This is a genomic window from Novosphingobium anseongense, assembly GCF_037482895.1.
GTDB classification, from domain to species: Bacteria; Pseudomonadota; Alphaproteobacteria; order Sphingomonadales; family Sphingomonadaceae; genus Novosphingobium; species Novosphingobium anseongense.
This window is the reverse complement of the sequence record NZ_JBBHJZ010000002.1, coordinates 470835-485484: the sequence shown is the minus strand read 5'-3', so window position 1 is coordinate 485484 and position 14650 is coordinate 470835. Positions and strand designations below refer to the sequence as shown.

Genomic DNA, 14650 nt, shown 5'->3' with positions numbered 1-14650 from the left:
GAGTAGAGCCATGTCCCGTATTTGCGAACTGACCGGCAAGGGTCGCCAGATCGGCCACAACGTCAGCCACGCCAACAACAAGACCAAGCGCGTGTTCCTGCCCAACCTGCAGAACGTCACGCTGCTGTCGGATGGCCTGGAGCGCAGCTTCAAGTTCCGCGTTTCGACGCACGGTCTGCGTTCGGTCGAGCACAATGGCGGCCTCGACAACTGGCTGCTGAAGACCTCGGACACCAAGCTCTCGCCGCGCGCCGTCAAGGTGAAGCGCGAGCTGGCCAAGAAGGCGGCCGTCGCCGCCTGATCCGCTTTAAGCGGTAAGCGCAGGGCGCGAGGCTTCAGTCTCGCGCCTTTTTGCGTGCCTGGCGTTTACGCATTGGCGGCAGTCGGGCGGGATCGAGCACGAGCTTCCAAAGCAGGGTGCGCTGGGTCGCCGCGGCGTTCTTGTCGGAGATCAGCCAGACCGTGACCTTGCCGTCCGCGCGCGGCACGATTGCGAGACCTTCGAAATTGTCGACCGGCAGCGGTGCCTCGAGCTTTGCCACCTCGCGCGTGCGCCAAACCGCGCCAGGGCGAATCGTCGCGGGATCGGCGATCAGGATCCGCCCCGCAAAGCGCAGCGGCAACGGCCAGGCGAGCCGCCGCATCAGGATCAGCACACGGCCGTCGGGCAACTGGGCCATGTCGGTCGGACTGTAACCGGTGCTGCCGTCGAACGTGAAGCGCAACGGCGCGACGCCCTTGACCGGATCACCCGGAAACAGGAGGGCCGCATGCTCGCGCCATTCGAACGTGCCGGTGAAGCCCTCGCACAGCACCAGGAACCGCCCGTCGGCGAGCCGCGTCAGCGCCTCGGGGCCCGAGTTGTCGCCCCATTGGCGCATCGCCGGCGGCTGCTGATTGACCATCGTGTGGAACTGCGGATCGTGACGCGAGATCGCATTCAGATACTCGCGCGCCAGCCAGATCGTCCCCGTCGCAGGATCCCGCGTCGCAGCCTCGACGTCGACGTCGAACTTGCGCCGCCGCGCCTCGGGCAGGACGGTGCCACGTTCGGGCGCCAGCTGGGGCGCACCGGGCGGCGAGAAGGTGAGCACACGGCCGCTGTCGCTGATCGCCATGAGCCGCTCGCCCGGCAGCGGCACCAGCGCCGAATAGCCGCCGAAGCCGCTATAGGGGCTCTGCATCGCCCAGGCGCCGACGAGATCGAACGGCCCAAGCGAGGCGGCGCGCTCGGCCCTGGGGGGCAGCTTCAGCGGCTCGAAATGCAGCGAGAAGGCGTCGTTCCAGGGCTCGCCGCGTTCGAGCAGGAAAGTGCCCGGCACGAGCCCGACGAACAGCAGCAGGGCAAGAACGGCGCGACGCACGCCGAGGCCATAGCGGACGCTGCCGGCGCCGCAAGCGTCAGAGCGATGGATAGCCGAAGTGTTCGACCCAGGGACGCAGCACCGGCAGCACCACGTCGAGATGCGCGCGATAGCGCTCCCAGCGCCCCGCGGCGCGCTTGTAGATCGGCTCGGTGACCTGCGAATAGGAGGCCGTGGTGATCAAGCCGCGCGCGCGCGCCGTGCTCGTGTGGTCGAGCACGCTCTCGTCCCATTCGAGCCCGAGCCAGTCGAACAGCGGCCGGACCTCGGCGCCGACGTCTTCGATCAGCCGCTCGTAGACGATGGTGCGGCTGTCGGGTGCGAAGAGCTCGGCCGCACGGATCCAGTGCGTGAAGGCGCGATCGTAGAAGGCGGCGGCGTCTTCGAGCCGCAGGAAGTTGGACATCGCCGAATTGAGCCGGAAGTTGCTCATGAAGCAGCTCAGCACGACGTCGCAGGGATGCCGCATGGCGAGAATGATCCGCGCACGCGGGAACAGCCGCCGGATCAGCGGCAGCCGATAGAGGAACAGCGGCGACTTATCGATCAGCAACTGGTCGGGCCCGACCTCGGCGACCTTGGCGACCTCGACGAAATAGCGATCGCGCGCGGCGGCAATCGCCGTGGCATCGAGATCGGGAAGCGCCGCCATTCCGCCGATCATGTCGTCGACGAGATTGAGCGGCGGCTGCTCCTCGAGCACGACCGCGCGCCGATGACCCATGAGGATCGTGTCGAGCAGAGTCGTGCCCGAGCGCGGAAAACCGACCAGGAAGACCGGGTCCGGGCGCCCCTGATCGAAACGGGCGTCTACAGGCTCCACGGCCCGCCAGCCGTCGCGCCATTCGGGCGTCAGCAGCGCGATCTCGCCGTCGAGCTTGTCACGCAGCGCCGCGGCGCGCGCCAGCGGATCGGTGGGGCTGGCCTCAAGCAGGTGATTGGCCGCGGCATAGGCCGCGTAAGCTTCGTTGGTGCGCCCCAGACGATCGAGCAGGGTCGCGCGGATATGTTCGGCGCGTTCGGGCTCGATCGTCTCGGGCACGTCGGCCATGCGCGCCAGCGCTGGTTCGAAGCTGCCGGCGCGGCGCAGGTCGAGCGCCTCGATCAGCGCCACGGCGCCCGGATCGGCACCGCTGTCGCGCGCCAGGGCGGCGAGCGGCGCAAATTCGCCCTCGCGGTTGGTATGCTCGTACTGGACGGCGAGGCCGAGATAGGCGTCGGTCAGGCCCGGATCGAGCGAGATCGCCCGGCGATAGGCGCGCTCGGCCCCCTCGGTCCGCCGCGCGAGACCATATTCGATGCCGAGCTTGAGCTGATAGTCGGCCGAGGCGGGATCGCGCGATCCCGCCGCTTCGAGCGCGGCCAGCGCCGGTTCCTGCCGTTCCGCGCGCTTGTGCAGGACATAGAGCTCGAAGGCCGCGCGCGGATCCTGCGGGAAATCGTGCAGCGCCTGTTCGAGCAGCGCCTGAGCCTCGTCAGGCCGATCGAGCGCGATCAGCGCGGTGGCGAGGTTGAGCCGGACCGGCGCGGCTTCGGGATCGAGCCGCATCGCTTGGCGCAGACCCTCGACCGCTCCGGCATGATCGCCGAGCCCGGCGCGGGCATTGCCGAGGTTGTTCCAGGTCTCGAAATCGTCGGGCGCCTGGCGCAGGATGTGCTCGTAGGCGGCGATCGCGCCATCGAAGTCGCCGAGCTTCTGCGCCAGGAAGCCCCGATAGCGCGCGACGCGCAGCGAGGGATCGGCCTGCGCGAGTGCCTCACTCGCCACGGCGAGCGCGGCTTCGTCGTCGCCCGTCTGCATCAGCACGGCGATGAGGTTGCAGGCGATCGTCACGTCGGCCGGCTTGGCCACGTGGGCGGCACGCAGATGCGTGGCGGCGAGCGCCGGCTCGCCATCGCGCGCGGCCAGCATGCCGAGGAAGGCGTGGAAGGGAACGGGGTCGGAAGCGCGCCCGAGCCCCTCCGTGGCCAGGGCGCGAGCCCGATCGAGATCGCCGTGCCGCGCGGCGTCGAGCGCGGCGGGCAGGAGCTCTTCGGGATTGGGTTCGGCCATGCGCTCCAGGAACAAATGGAAAGCGGAGGGCCCCCAGGGGAGCCCTCCGCAATCGTGGTGCTACGCCGACTTAGAAGTCAAGCGTGACGCTGGCGTAGAGGTAGCGGCCCAGCGCGTCGTAGGTGCCGGGGTAGGTGTTGCCGTTGCACGGACCGGTCGGGCACAGGTTGGTGCCCGGAACGGCGCCGCTGCCCGAGGTGACGTAGGGCGGCTGCTTGTCGAACAGGTTGTTGACGCCCAGGCGGAACGTATAGGCGTCCTTGAAGTTGTACGACGCCGCCAGGTCGAAGTAGGACTGGCTCTTGATGCGCAGGCCCGGATCGAAGTTGGTCGGCGCGGCCAGCGACGGGTTGTCCGACAGGGTCTCCGCCGTGACCTTGCCGATGAAGCGCCACTGCAGCGAGACACCGATCTTCGATTCGGTGGTCAGCGACAGACGCGCCTTGTGGCGCCAGCGCGGCAGCGGTGCGCCGCTGTCGGTGGTGCCGCCCTTCGAGCAGGTCGGGCCGTAGAAGCCGGCGCAGTCGTAAGCCGGGGTCAGGCCGTTATCGATCTTGTACTGATCGAGGTAGGTGCCGTTGAAGGTCAGCGACAGGTTGCCGAAACCGACGTCGTGCGAATACGAACCGGTGATCTCGAGACCCTTGGTCTGCACCGAACCGACATTGCTCGGCGTATCGATGACATAGCCGCCCGGCGTCAGCCAGAGCGAACCGGCCGCGTCGCGCTTGACCAGGCCGCACGAGACAGGGGTGAAGGTCGCCGTGGCGTTGGTGACGCAGTCGGACAGGATCGCGTCCTGGCCGAACTGGCGGATGGCATCCTGGACCTTGATGTCGAACCAGTCGACCGTCAGCGCGAAGCGCGGCAGGAAGCTGGGCTGCAGCACGACGCCGAAGGTCTTGGTCGTGGCGCGTTCGGGGCGCAGGTCCTGGTTGCCGCCGATCAGGCCGTTGTACTGGCCTGCCGGGTTGGCGACGGTGCCGCTGCCCGCGCGCAGGCCCTGGGCGATACAGCCATAGTCAGCCGCGGTGAGCGTGCGACCCGAGCAGGGATCGCTCGAACCGTTGAGGCCCACGGTCGGCGTCGCGAACAGCTCCTGGATGTTCGGGGCGCGGACGGCGCGGTTGTAAACGGCGCGGAAGCGGACGTCGCTGATCGGCGCGAAGTCGATACCGAACTTGTAGGTGTCGGTGCCGTACTTGCGGTCGGCGCTCGTCTTGTAGTCCGAGCGACGATAGCCGGCGTTGAAAGTCAGGTCCTTGATGAAGCCGTCCTGGACGATCGGCAGCGCCACTTCGCCGAAGAACTCAAGCACCTTGAAGTTGCCCGACAGCGGCAGGGTCGCACCGCCCTGACCGGTGAGATCGCCGGTCGAGAAGGCCTGGTCGGTCTGCAGGTCGAGCGATTCGCGGCGCCATTCGACACCGAAGTTCACCACGGCGCCGTCGTTGGCCCAAGGGGTCTTGAGACCGTAGTTGGCGAGGTCGCCGGTGAACGACAGGTTGGCAACCTGCTCGGTGGTGCTGCCGCTCTGGAAGCCCGTCGCCGAGAGGTAGTTCACCGACGCGGCGCTGGCGCCGCCGGCACCGGCGAACACGTTGTAGGGCACGCAGCTGGTGTCGCTGCCGTCGATCACCGAACGGCAGACGACCTGACCGTTGGTCGCGCTGCCGGGGCGAGTGTCGACCACGGCGTTGAGCGCGCGGTTGAGCTTCGCCACCGAGAACTCGTTGCGGTAGATCTGCGTGTAGTTCGAACGGCCGTACTGGTAGTAGGCGTCATAGGACCAGGCCTCGCCGAGCTGGCCCTTCGAGCCGAGCACCGCGCGGTAATTGGTGTGCTGCAGTTCGGCCTGACGCGCACCGCCCTCGACGTTGCGGCGCAGCAGCTGGAAGAAACCCTGCTGGTACTGCACGCCACGCGAATCGACGAAGTTGATCGGCGCCGCACCCGGATTGTTGTTGTAGGGTGCGCTCTGTGCGAGCGGGAAGGTGCCGAGGAAGCCGTTGATCAGGTTGCCGGGATTGCAGACCACGCCGCGCTGGGTCGCCGACATCAGCGGGTTGTCGCAGTTGATCGTCAGCGTGTTGCCGAAGTTGCCCGACGGCGCGATCTGCGCGACCGTCTTGTCGTCCATGAACATGAACTCGACGTAGGGCTTGATCGATTCGTTGATCTCGTAGTCGGCGAAGAGGCCCGCGGTGTAGCGCTTGTCGGGGCGCTGGAAGTAGTTGAGCGGCGCGAAGTTGTAGAGCGTCGAACCGTTCCGGAAGCCGCCGTTCGGCGCGAAGGTATAGATCGTCGACGAATCGGTGTTCACCGCCGGATCGAACAGCAGGACGTTGCCGTTGTCCGAAGTCGCCGAACCGCCGCACTGCGGACGACCGGCACCGCTGTTCTGCAGCACGCAGGCGCTGTAGTCGCGGTTGCGCTGGGTTACCGGATTGACCTTGCGGTAGCCGAAATAGACCATCGCGTGGCCGCGGTCGTCGGCGAACTTGGTGCCGAAGGCGACCGTCGCGTCGATCGTGTGGCCATCGCTGACGCTGCCCTTGGGATAGTCGTAGCCGGCCAAGCCTGCATTGGCGCGCGTGTCGAGCAGCGGCGTCAGGAACTTGTCGCGGTTGTTGTGCTGGTAGAAGTTGTAGTTCGCATCGACGCGGAAGCCCTCGAAATCGGTATCGAGGATGAAGTTGACCACGCCGGCGACGGCGTCGGCGCCGTAGACCGAAGAGGCGCCGCCGGTCAGCACTTCGACGCGCTTGAGCATGGCGGCGGGGATCATGTTGACGTCGGCGGCCGAACCGCTGGTGGGGCTCGGGTCACCGGGCAGCAGGCGGCGGCCGTTGACCAGCGACAGCGTGCGCGTGGTGCCGAGGCCGCGAAGGTCGATCGAGGCCGTGCCGTCGGCACCGTTCGCCAAGGCGGAGGTCTGGCTGGCATAGACCGAGGGCAGCGAGTTGAGCACGTCTTCGACGCGGCTCGAACCCTGCAGCTTGATGTCCTGGTTGGAGATGACCGAGACCGGCGACGAGGCCGTCAGTTCGGGACGTGCGATGCGCGAACCGGTGACGATGATCGCGTCGCCGTCGTCGGCGGGTGCGGCGGCCGGCGCGCTGTCCTGCGCGAAGGACGGCGTGGCGGCCAGCGCGACGCTGACCGCAAACGCGGCCGCGCCCGCCTTCAGCATGGCAAAGTGAGTGTTGGTGTTCATGGTTGGGACCCCTGAAAAGGGCCACTCTTTCACCTTGCGCATAAACGCATGCCCGCGCTCCGGGAAAAGCGCAGGCGGCAGGCGGTTCGAGCAGCCTCGTGGATAACAACTTACATGTCTGAAAGTTTTTGTTTCAGCCAGTTGCTGACAGGACTGTAGGTGTATTTTTGAACGTATGTAACATTCCTGCAACACGAACCCCCCCGGACACGACCATGCCCAAGGACCACAACCATCTGAAAATAAATAATAAAGTCAGTCGATATCGACTATTGCATCGGTCCCGTGAAAAGGATCGGGTCGAGACGCGCATCGCGCCATTTGACGCTCCAGTGCAGATGCGGCCCCGTTGCACGACCGGTCGCGCCGATCCGGCCGATGATCTGCCCCTGCTTCACCGCCTCGCCCTGACGAACGAGGATCTGCGAGCAATGGAGGAAGGCGCTGTTCAGCCCCATGCCGTGATCGATCATCAGCAGATAGCCCTCGAGCGAGAACGGGCTCGAGGCCGCAAGGATGACCACGCCGTCGGCCGGCGCGGCGAAGGGCGTGCCGCTGGCGCCCGTGGCGATGTCGGTGCCCGAATGGTATGAGCCCGGCACGCCATTGTAGATCCGCTGCGAACCGAACACGCCCGACAGACGCCCCTTGGCCGGCCAGACGAAGCGTTGGCGCCAGCCCTGGCTGCCGCTGTCGATCGCGCGCGCGGCGTTGATCTGCTTGAGCTCGCCCTCGCGGCGGATGCGATAGGCCTCGCTCGGCGGTGTGCCCGGTCGTGGCCCGATCGGAATCCGCTCGAGCCGCCAGGCGCGAGGCGCGATGGCGAGCTTGCGGATCACCGCGCCGCCATCGGCAAGCCGCGCGACGACCCGCGCCTCGGCGCCGGCATCGCGATCGAAGGCCACGAAGAAACTGCGGTCTGGCGCCACGACCACGGGCTTGTCGTTGAAGGTCAGCTCGACGGTGCCCGCGGGCGCCGTGCCGCGTGCCCAGCCGCCCTGAGTCAGTTCCCCCGCGAGCGCGATGTCGCCGGGCGCCAGCCGCGCGGTATTGCCGGCATTGGCTCGCAGTCGGTTCACCCCCGCGCCCGCCGCAAGCAGCAGCGCCGCGCCGGCAAGGCCCAGGCCGATGGCGGCAAACGGCCGCATTACGCGCGCTCCAGCAGCCTCCGCGTCGCCAGTTCGGGACTGGCATAAGCCTCCTGCAGCGCGGCGCTCCAGTAGCGAAGCGCATCGAGCGGGATCTTCTCGCCAGAGACTGCGCAGACCACGTGGCTGCCGGTGGTCACCACGCGAAAGCCGTTGGGACCATAGTGCAGCGTGGCGGGACGATCGTTCGAGGACATCAGCATGACCGCCATTCTAGCGCCCCCCTCCAATCAAAGCAATTTGCCCTGTTCGGGCGGCGAAGGCTTGTCCTTCGGCGCGGCGCGCGCAGGCCGCGTTGCGGCACTGCCGTCGAGCGGCGCCACCGCCAGCTCCCCGTCGCGGAAGTGCAGCGAGAGCGACACCTCCTTCGCTGCCGCCGCCTTGCTCACCAGCGTGCGTCCGTCGCCGGCCGTCACGCGGACATAGCCGCGTTCGAGAATGTTGTCGGGATTGAGCGATGTCATCAGCCGGCCCAGCCCCTCGAGCCGGTCGCGCTGCGAGGCGATCCGCGCCGTCACGAGCGCGGGCGCGAGCCGCTGCGCCACGAGGCGGTGCCGCGCCTGATCGAGCCGGGCGGCGAGCAGCGGCGCCGACAGCCGCGCGCGATCGTTCTGCAGCTGCTGGCGCGCGACGACGATGCGCTCGCCCAGCCCGCGCCGCAGCCGCTCGCCGAGATCGTCGAGCCGCTGGACGAACGGAGCGAGCACGGCGTCGCCCTTGGGCAGGCGCTGGACGCGCGCCTCGAGGCGTTCGCGACCCAGCGCGACCGGGCGCGCCACGGCGCGGCGCTTGCGCAGCGCGAGTTCGGCCACCTGGTTGAGCAGTTCGCCGCGCACCGGCACGGCATGTTCGGCCGCCGCGGTCGGGGTCGGTGCGCGCAGATCGGCAGCGAAGTCGGCGAGCGTGGTGTCGGTCTCGTGGCCCACGGCCGAGATCACCGGGATCGACGAACCGGCGATGGCGCGGACCACGACCTCCTCGTTGAAGGCCCAGAGATCCTCGATCGATCCGCCGCCGCGCGCGACGATGACGAGATCGGGCCGCGGCACGCGACCATCGGCCGCGAGCCGCGAGAAGCCCTCGACCGCCGCCGCCACCTGCTCGGCCGCGCCCTGCCCCTGGACCAGCACCGGCCAGACAAGGACATGGGTGCCGAAGCGATCGGCCAAGCGGTGGAGGATGTCGCGGATCACCGCGCCGGTGGGCGAAGTCACGACCCCGATCACCGAGGGCAGGAAGGGAACCGGCCGCTTGCGCGCGGGATCGAACAGCCCTTCGGCCTCCAACCGCGCCTTGGTCTTGGCGAGCAGCGCCAGCAGCGCCCCTTCGCCCGCCACTTCCATGCGGTCGATGACGATCTGGTAGTTCGAGCGCCCCGGATAGGTCGTCAGCTTGCCCGAGGCGATGACCTCGATGCCGTCCTCGACGCGGAATCCGAGGTTGCCGGCATTGCCGCGCCACATGACCCCGTCGAGCCGCGCGGATTCGTCCTTGAGGCAGAGATAGAGATGGCCCGAAGCCGCGCGCTTCACCCCCGAAAGCTCGCCGCGCACGCGCACGAAGCCGAAGCGTTCCTCGACCGTGCGCTTCAGGCGGCCCGAAATCTCGCTCACCGACAGCGCGGCAGCGTTGTCCCCCGGCCTGTCCTTCGCTACCAGCCCCCCCGGAACGTCGGCGGCATCGTCGTCATAATGAGAAGGCACGGGCAATGAACATCCTGCTGCTGGGCTCGGGCGGGCGCGAACATGCGCTGGCATGGAAGCTCGCGCAATCGCCGCTTTGCGATAGGCTCTTCGCCGCGCCGGGCAACCCCGGCATTGCCGAGCATGCCGAGCTGGTCGCGCTCGACGCCACCGATCATGCCGCGACCGTAGCCTTTTGCGAGGCCCATCGCGTCGGGCTGGTGGTGATCGGTCCCGAGGCGCCGCTGGTCGACGGCCTCGCCGATTCGCTGCGCGCCGCCGGTTTCGCCGTATTTGGGCCCAGCCGCCTCGCCGCCCAGCTCGAAGGCAGCAAGGGCTTCACCAAGGACCTCTGCGCCCGCGCCGAGATCCCCACCGCGGGCTACGAGCGCGTCACCAGCGAAGCGGCCGGTCTGGCCGCGCTCGCGCGTTTCGGCGCCCCGGTCGTGATCAAGGCCGACGGCCTCGCCGCGGGCAAGGGCGTCACCGTCGCCATGACCCTGGCCGAGGCCGAGGAGGCCGTGCGCGAGATCTTCTCCGGCCGCTTCGGAGAAGCCGGTGCCGAGGCGGTGATCGAGGAATTCCTCGAAGGCGAGGAAGCGAGCTTCTTCGCTCTGACCGACGGTTCGACCATCATGCCCTTCGGGTCGGCGCAGGATCACAAGCGCGTCGGCGACGGCGACACCGGCCCCAACACCGGCGGCATGGGCGCCTATAGTCCCGCGCGCGTGCTGACGCCGTTGCTCGAAGGCGAAGTCCTGTCGAAGATCGTCGCGCCGACCGTGCGGGCGATGGCCGACGCGGGCATGCCCTATTCGGGTGTGCTCTATGCAGGGCTGATGCTGACCGCCGAAGGCCCGAAGCTGATCGAATACAACGCGCGCTTCGGCGACCCCGAATGCCAGGTGCTGATGATGCGGCTCGAAAGCGATGTCGCCGAGATCCTGCTCGCTTGCGCCGAGAACCGGCTGTCGGCCTGTCAGCAGCCCGCGTTCTCGCGCGACACCGCGCTGACCGTGGTCATGGCGGCCGAGGGCTATCCGGGCACACCGAAGAAGGGCGGCCGCATCGACGGCATTCCTTCGGCCGAGCTGAACGGCGCAAAGGTGTTCCACGCGGGCACCGCGCTGGGCATCGACGGCGTGCTGACCGCGAACGGCGGCCGCGTGCTCAACGTGACCGCGCGCGGCGAAACCGTGCGCGCAGCCCAGACCGCTGCCTATGCCGCGGTCGATACCATCGTTTTCCCCGAAGGCTTCTGCCGCCGCGACATCGGCAAGAACGAAGTCGCGCGCGAGATCGTACGCGAAGGCTGAGCGTCACACTCCGCCGCGGCAGTTAACCGCGTCCGGCAAGGCGTTGCCAAACCCGGACTCCGAGATAGAGTTCGCTTGCCGAACGACGGCGACGGGGGGAATTGCCATGCGCCGGATCAGTGCGACTTTCACGCTCGGCCTGCTGCTGCTGCTCGCGGGCTGTTCGAAAGGCCATCGCGAAGAGACGGCCAGCGAAGCCCGAGAGCCGCAGAAAGTCACGTCGATCGACCTTAAGGAAAGCGTCGGCGCTCCTGCCATCAACCTGACCGCAGCGCCGGGCGTGGCCTTCGACTATCGCTATGCCTTCGTGCTGCCCGACACCGCGATCTCGGCCGTGCAGGAACGGCACGCCGCGGCCTGCGAGAAGCTCGGTCCGCAGCACTGCCGCATCACCGGCATGCGCTATACGCTGGTCGATGAAGACGAGGTCCGCGGCCAGTTGCTATTCAAGCTCGATCCCGCGCTGGCGCGGAATTTCGGTAAGGAAGGCATTGCCGCGGTCGAACAGGCGAAGGGGCGGTTGGTCGATGCCGCGATCGAAGGCAACGACGTGGGCAGCGTGATCGACCAGTCACAACAGCGCAGCAAGCGGATCGAGGACGAGCTGGGCGGCGTCGACAAGCGCCTGGCAGAAGGCGTGAAAACCGCTTCGGAGCGCGAGGAATTGCAGCGCCGGGCCGAACAGCTGCGCCAGCAGCAGAACGTCGAACAGACCAGACGCGACGAAGGCGCCGAGATGCTGGCCAATACGCCGATGACGTTCAACTATGCCGGCAAGCGCGGCTTCAGCTGGGGCGACAGCCCGATCGGCGATGCCTGGGCGACGAGCCAGTCGAGCTTCACCACGATGGTGAGCATAATCCTCGTCGCGCTGGGGGCGCTGCTGCCCTGGGCCCTGCTCGCCGCGCTACTCGTCGTGCTCTGGCGCAAGACACCGCTGCGCAACCTGCGCCGCAAGCCCAGAGAGGCCACGCCAGCGAGCGAAGCGTAGTTCCTCCCGATCCGGGGAGGAACCGATGCTCAAACCGTCGCGGTCAACGCCTTGAGATCGGCTTCGGGCCGCGCGCCGTAGTGCGAGATGATCTCGGCCGCGCAGATCGCCCCGAGCTTGAGGCTTTCCGCCAGCGATCGCCCGCGGACATGGCCGAACAGGAAGCCCGCGGCGAAGAGATCGCCCGCGCCCGTGGTGTCGACCACCTTGTCGATCGGCTCGGCCGAGACTCGCGCAAAGTCGTCACCGGCCTGGGCGACGGCACCCTCGGCGCCGCAGGTCACGACCAGCAAGGGCACCTTGGCCGCCAGCGAGGCCATGCCCTGGCGATAGTCCTCGATACCGGTCAGCGCCGCCAGTTCGCCCTCGTTGGCGAAGAGGATGTCGATCTCGCCCGCTTCGATCAGCTTGCGGAAGTCGTCACCGTGACGCGAGATGACGAAGGCGTCGGACAGGGTGAAGGCGACCTTGCGGCCGGCCCCGCGCGCCGCGGCGATCGCCTTGCGCATAGCCGCGCGCGGTTCCTCGGGATCCCACAGATAACCTTCGAGATAGAGCACCGCCGCATCGGCGATGACCTTTTCGTCGAGCGCCTCGGCGGGCAGGAACTGCGAGGCGCCGAGATAGGTGTTCATCGTCCGCTGACCGTCGGGCGAAACGAAGATCAGGCAGCGCGCCGTCGGCGGCTCACCCTCGCGCGAAGGCGTGGCGAAAGCGATACCGCCGGCGCGGACGTCGTGCGCGAAGACCTCGCCGAGCTGGTCGTCGGCGACCTGGCCGATGAAGGCGCACTTGGCGCCGAGCGCGGCGAGCCCCGCCAGGGTATTCGCCGCCGATCCGCCAGAGATCTCGCGTGCGGGACCCATGGCATCGTAAAGTTCGCGCGCGCGGTCGGTGTCGACCAGGGTCATGCCGCCGCGCTGCAGGCCGAGCTGGGCAATGAGCTCGTCCGAACTGGGAGCCATGACATCGACGATGGCATTGCCGATGGCGATCACGTCGATCGAGGGCTGGGTCATGGCAGATCCTGTGCTGGGAAAACTATCGGGCGCGCCTAGCGGTCGGCAGGGCGGGCGGCAAGCGCCGAGGTGCCCATCGCCCACCCGCATCGCTACCTCCGGCGTTGACAGCAACCGCCGTCCCGGCGATGCCGCTCGGCGATGCCAAGCTTGCGTGCGATTCCCCTCGTCCTGGCGCTCGCCGCCGTGGTTTCCGCCTGCAGCTCGACGGGCAGCAAGCCGCGCACGGGTACCACGGACCCGCGCAAGTCCCCCACCCTGCGCGAAGGCAAGCCGCGCCAGCCGGTGCGGACACCGGTCAAGCGACCGCCACCCGTTGCGCAGGTCCAACAGCTTCCTGGGCTCGAAGGTGTGATCGGCTCGACCGTCGCCACGCTCAACCGACAGTTCGGCACGCCGCGGCTCGACGTGTGGGAAGGCGACGCGCGCAAGCTGCAGTTCAGCGGCACAGCCTGTATTCTCGACGTCTATCTCTATCCGCGCGCTGGCGGCGCCGAACCGCAGGCGACCTATGTCGATGCGCGGCGCAGCGACGGCCGCGACGTCGATCGCGCAGCCTGCATCCAAGCGCTGCGGAAACCATGAGCGCCCCGGGGTAACGCGGATTTAAGACGGCTCCGGCTAGGTACGCGCCGAATTCGGGAGTTTGGCACCCATGAGTACGCAGTTCCGCGATCTTGCCGCGCAAGTTGCCACCGATGGTACGATCGCTTCCGACGAGATCCTGATCCTGCGCCGCGCCTGCTGGGCAGACGGCAAGATCGACGCCGACGAGGCCGAGGCGATCCTGGCCGTCGATGGCCGGGTCTCCGTCCCGAACCCGGAGTGGACGACGTTCTTCGTCGAGGCGGTTCACGACTTCCTGCTCAATGGCGCCGAGCCGTTCGGCGAGATCGACGAGGCCAAGGCCGACTGGTTGCTGGCCCGCATCGATCGCGAAGCCCTGCCCGCATCGATCGCCGCGCTCGAGCTCCTGGCCAAGCTGTTCGAGCGCCTGACCAACGTGCCCAGCCGGCTGCGCAGCCACGGCATCGCCACGGTCGAACGCAGCGTGCTGGCCGACGGGATCGCCGATCCCGAAGCCCGGCTGCTGCGCCGGCTGCTGTTCGCCCCCGCCAGCGATCGTGCGACCGGCATAAGCCGTGCCGAGGCCGAGTTGCTGTTCCGCCTCAAGCAGGCCGGAACCGCTGGCGGCGAATGGCAGCGGCTGTTCATCCAGGGCGTCGGCAACTATCTGGCGCCCTTCACGCGCTACGACCCGCTGTCGCTCGATCGCGCCGCGGACCTCGAAGATTTCATGACGCGACCCGATGACGGCCTTGGCCGCTTCTTCGGGCATCTGGGGCAGCGCGGCCTGCTGCCGGGCTTCTCGCCCGCAGCGGCCGCGGGCGCTGTCACCGGCGAACTCGACGCTTTCGAGACGGCGCTGATCGACTTCCTCGTCGAGGAACGCCGCTAGCCTTTGCGGAAGGCCGCTTCGATGTTGTTGCCGTCGGGATCGAGCACGAAGGCGCCGTAGTAGTTCGGAACCCCGTCGCGCGGCCCGGGCGGACCGTTGTCGCGCCCACACGCCGCCAGCGCCGCGGCGTGAAAGGCGCGGACAGCCTCTTCGTCGGGCGCGCGGAAGGCGACGTGCATCTGGTTGATGCCGGGGCGCGAGCCCTCGACCCAGTAGGACGGGATCAGGGTGCCGATCCACAGATAGGGTATCGGCTCTTCGGCGTTCTTGCCGAAGAGGAACGAGTCGGGGCCATTGGTTTTGGTGGCAAGCCCAAGCGGCACGGCGATCGCATCGTAGAAGCGGCGCGCCTTGGCGAGATCGGTGACGACGATGCCGGTGTGGTCGAGCATGGACCGGGA

At 68.0% G+C, this 14650-nt stretch carries 13 protein-coding genes; 5 read left to right on the top strand and 8 right to left on the bottom strand.

Going from position 1 to position 14650, the window contains the following annotated elements; translation table 11 throughout:
- Positions 1-10 precede the first annotated feature (10 nt).
- Entirely contained in the window at positions 11-301 is a 291-nt protein-coding gene (gene rpmB / locus WG901_RS11025; RefSeq protein ID WP_339587118.1) for a 50S ribosomal protein L28, read from the top strand.
- Positions 302-335: 34 nt separating this feature from the next.
- On the opposite strand, the gene WG901_RS11020 is transcribed toward rpmB, so the two are convergent.
- The 6 genes from WG901_RS11020 to xseA all read right to left on the bottom strand — a co-directional run bounded on the left by WG901_RS11020 (position 336) and on the right by xseA (position 9491).
- Positions 336-1364, bottom strand: a complete 1029-nt coding sequence (locus WG901_RS11020) for an esterase-like activity of phytase family protein (protein ID WP_339587117.1) — start codon at positions 1362-1364, stop codon at positions 336-338.
- 37 nt (positions 1365-1401) lie between these two features.
- On the bottom strand, positions 1402-3417 hold the full coding sequence (locus WG901_RS11015; RefSeq protein ID WP_339587116.1) for a tetratricopeptide repeat-containing sulfotransferase family protein: 2016 nt from the start codon (positions 3415-3417) through the stop codon (positions 1402-1404).
- Positions 3418-3487: 70 nt separating this feature from the next.
- The gene (locus tag WG901_RS11010) at positions 3488-6634 is read right to left on the bottom strand and encodes a TonB-dependent receptor domain-containing protein (RefSeq protein ID WP_339587115.1); all 3147 of its coding nucleotides are present in this window, start codon (positions 6632-6634) and stop codon (positions 3488-3490) included.
- Positions 6635-6903: 269 nt separating this feature from the next.
- Entirely contained in the window at positions 6904-7782 is an 879-nt protein-coding gene (locus WG901_RS11005; protein WP_339587114.1) for a M23 family metallopeptidase, read from the bottom strand.
- Positions 7782-7985, bottom strand: a complete 204-nt coding sequence (locus tag WG901_RS11000) for a DUF2093 domain-containing protein (protein ID WP_339587113.1) — start codon at positions 7983-7985, stop codon at positions 7782-7784. The genes WG901_RS11005 and WG901_RS11000 overlap by 1 nt, the downstream gene beginning before the upstream one ends.
- A gap of 27 nt (positions 7986-8012) precedes the next feature.
- Positions 8013-9491 (bottom strand): exodeoxyribonuclease VII large subunit, encoded by a 1479-nt coding sequence (gene xseA, locus WG901_RS10995; RefSeq protein ID WP_417602745.1) that lies wholly within the window; start codon positions 9489-9491, stop codon positions 8013-8015.
- Here xseA and purD point away from each other — a divergent pair.
- Both purD and WG901_RS10985 read left to right on the top strand, forming a co-directional pair.
- Positions 9491-10780, top strand: a complete 1290-nt coding sequence (purD, locus tag WG901_RS10990; protein ID WP_339587111.1) for a phosphoribosylamine--glycine ligase — start codon at positions 9491-9493, stop codon at positions 10778-10780. The genes xseA and purD overlap by 1 nt on opposite strands.
- Before the next feature lie 106 nt (positions 10781-10886).
- The gene (locus WG901_RS10985) at positions 10887-11771 is read left to right on the top strand and encodes an HlyD family secretion protein (RefSeq protein ID WP_339587110.1); all 885 of its coding nucleotides are present in this window, start codon (positions 10887-10889) and stop codon (positions 11769-11771) included.
- Between the two features lie 29 nt (positions 11772-11800).
- Here the strand turns inward: WG901_RS10985 and WG901_RS10980 are convergent, their stop codons facing one another.
- Positions 11801-12790 carry an adenosine kinase gene (locus WG901_RS10980; protein WP_339587109.1) on the bottom strand — a complete coding sequence of 330 codons (990 nt, stop codon included), beginning with the start codon at positions 12788-12790 and terminating at the stop codon, positions 11801-11803.
- Between the two features lie 141 nt (positions 12791-12931).
- On the opposite strand from WG901_RS10980, the gene WG901_RS10975 reads away from it, so the two are divergent.
- Entirely contained in the window at positions 12932-13375 is a 444-nt protein-coding gene (locus WG901_RS10975) for a hypothetical protein (protein WP_339587108.1), read from the top strand.
- Between the two features lie 70 nt (positions 13376-13445).
- Positions 13446-14249: a hypothetical protein gene (locus WG901_RS10970; protein ID WP_339587107.1), complete on the top strand. Its 804-nt coding sequence runs from the start codon at positions 13446-13448 to the stop codon at positions 14247-14249.
- Here the strand turns inward: WG901_RS10970 and WG901_RS10965 are convergent.
- A complete protein-coding gene (locus WG901_RS10965) occupies positions 14246-14641 on the bottom strand; it encodes a VOC family protein (protein ID WP_339587106.1) in 396 nt (131 codons plus the stop codon). The genes WG901_RS10970 and WG901_RS10965 overlap by 4 nt on opposite strands.
- Positions 14642-14650: the final 9 nt, after the last annotated feature.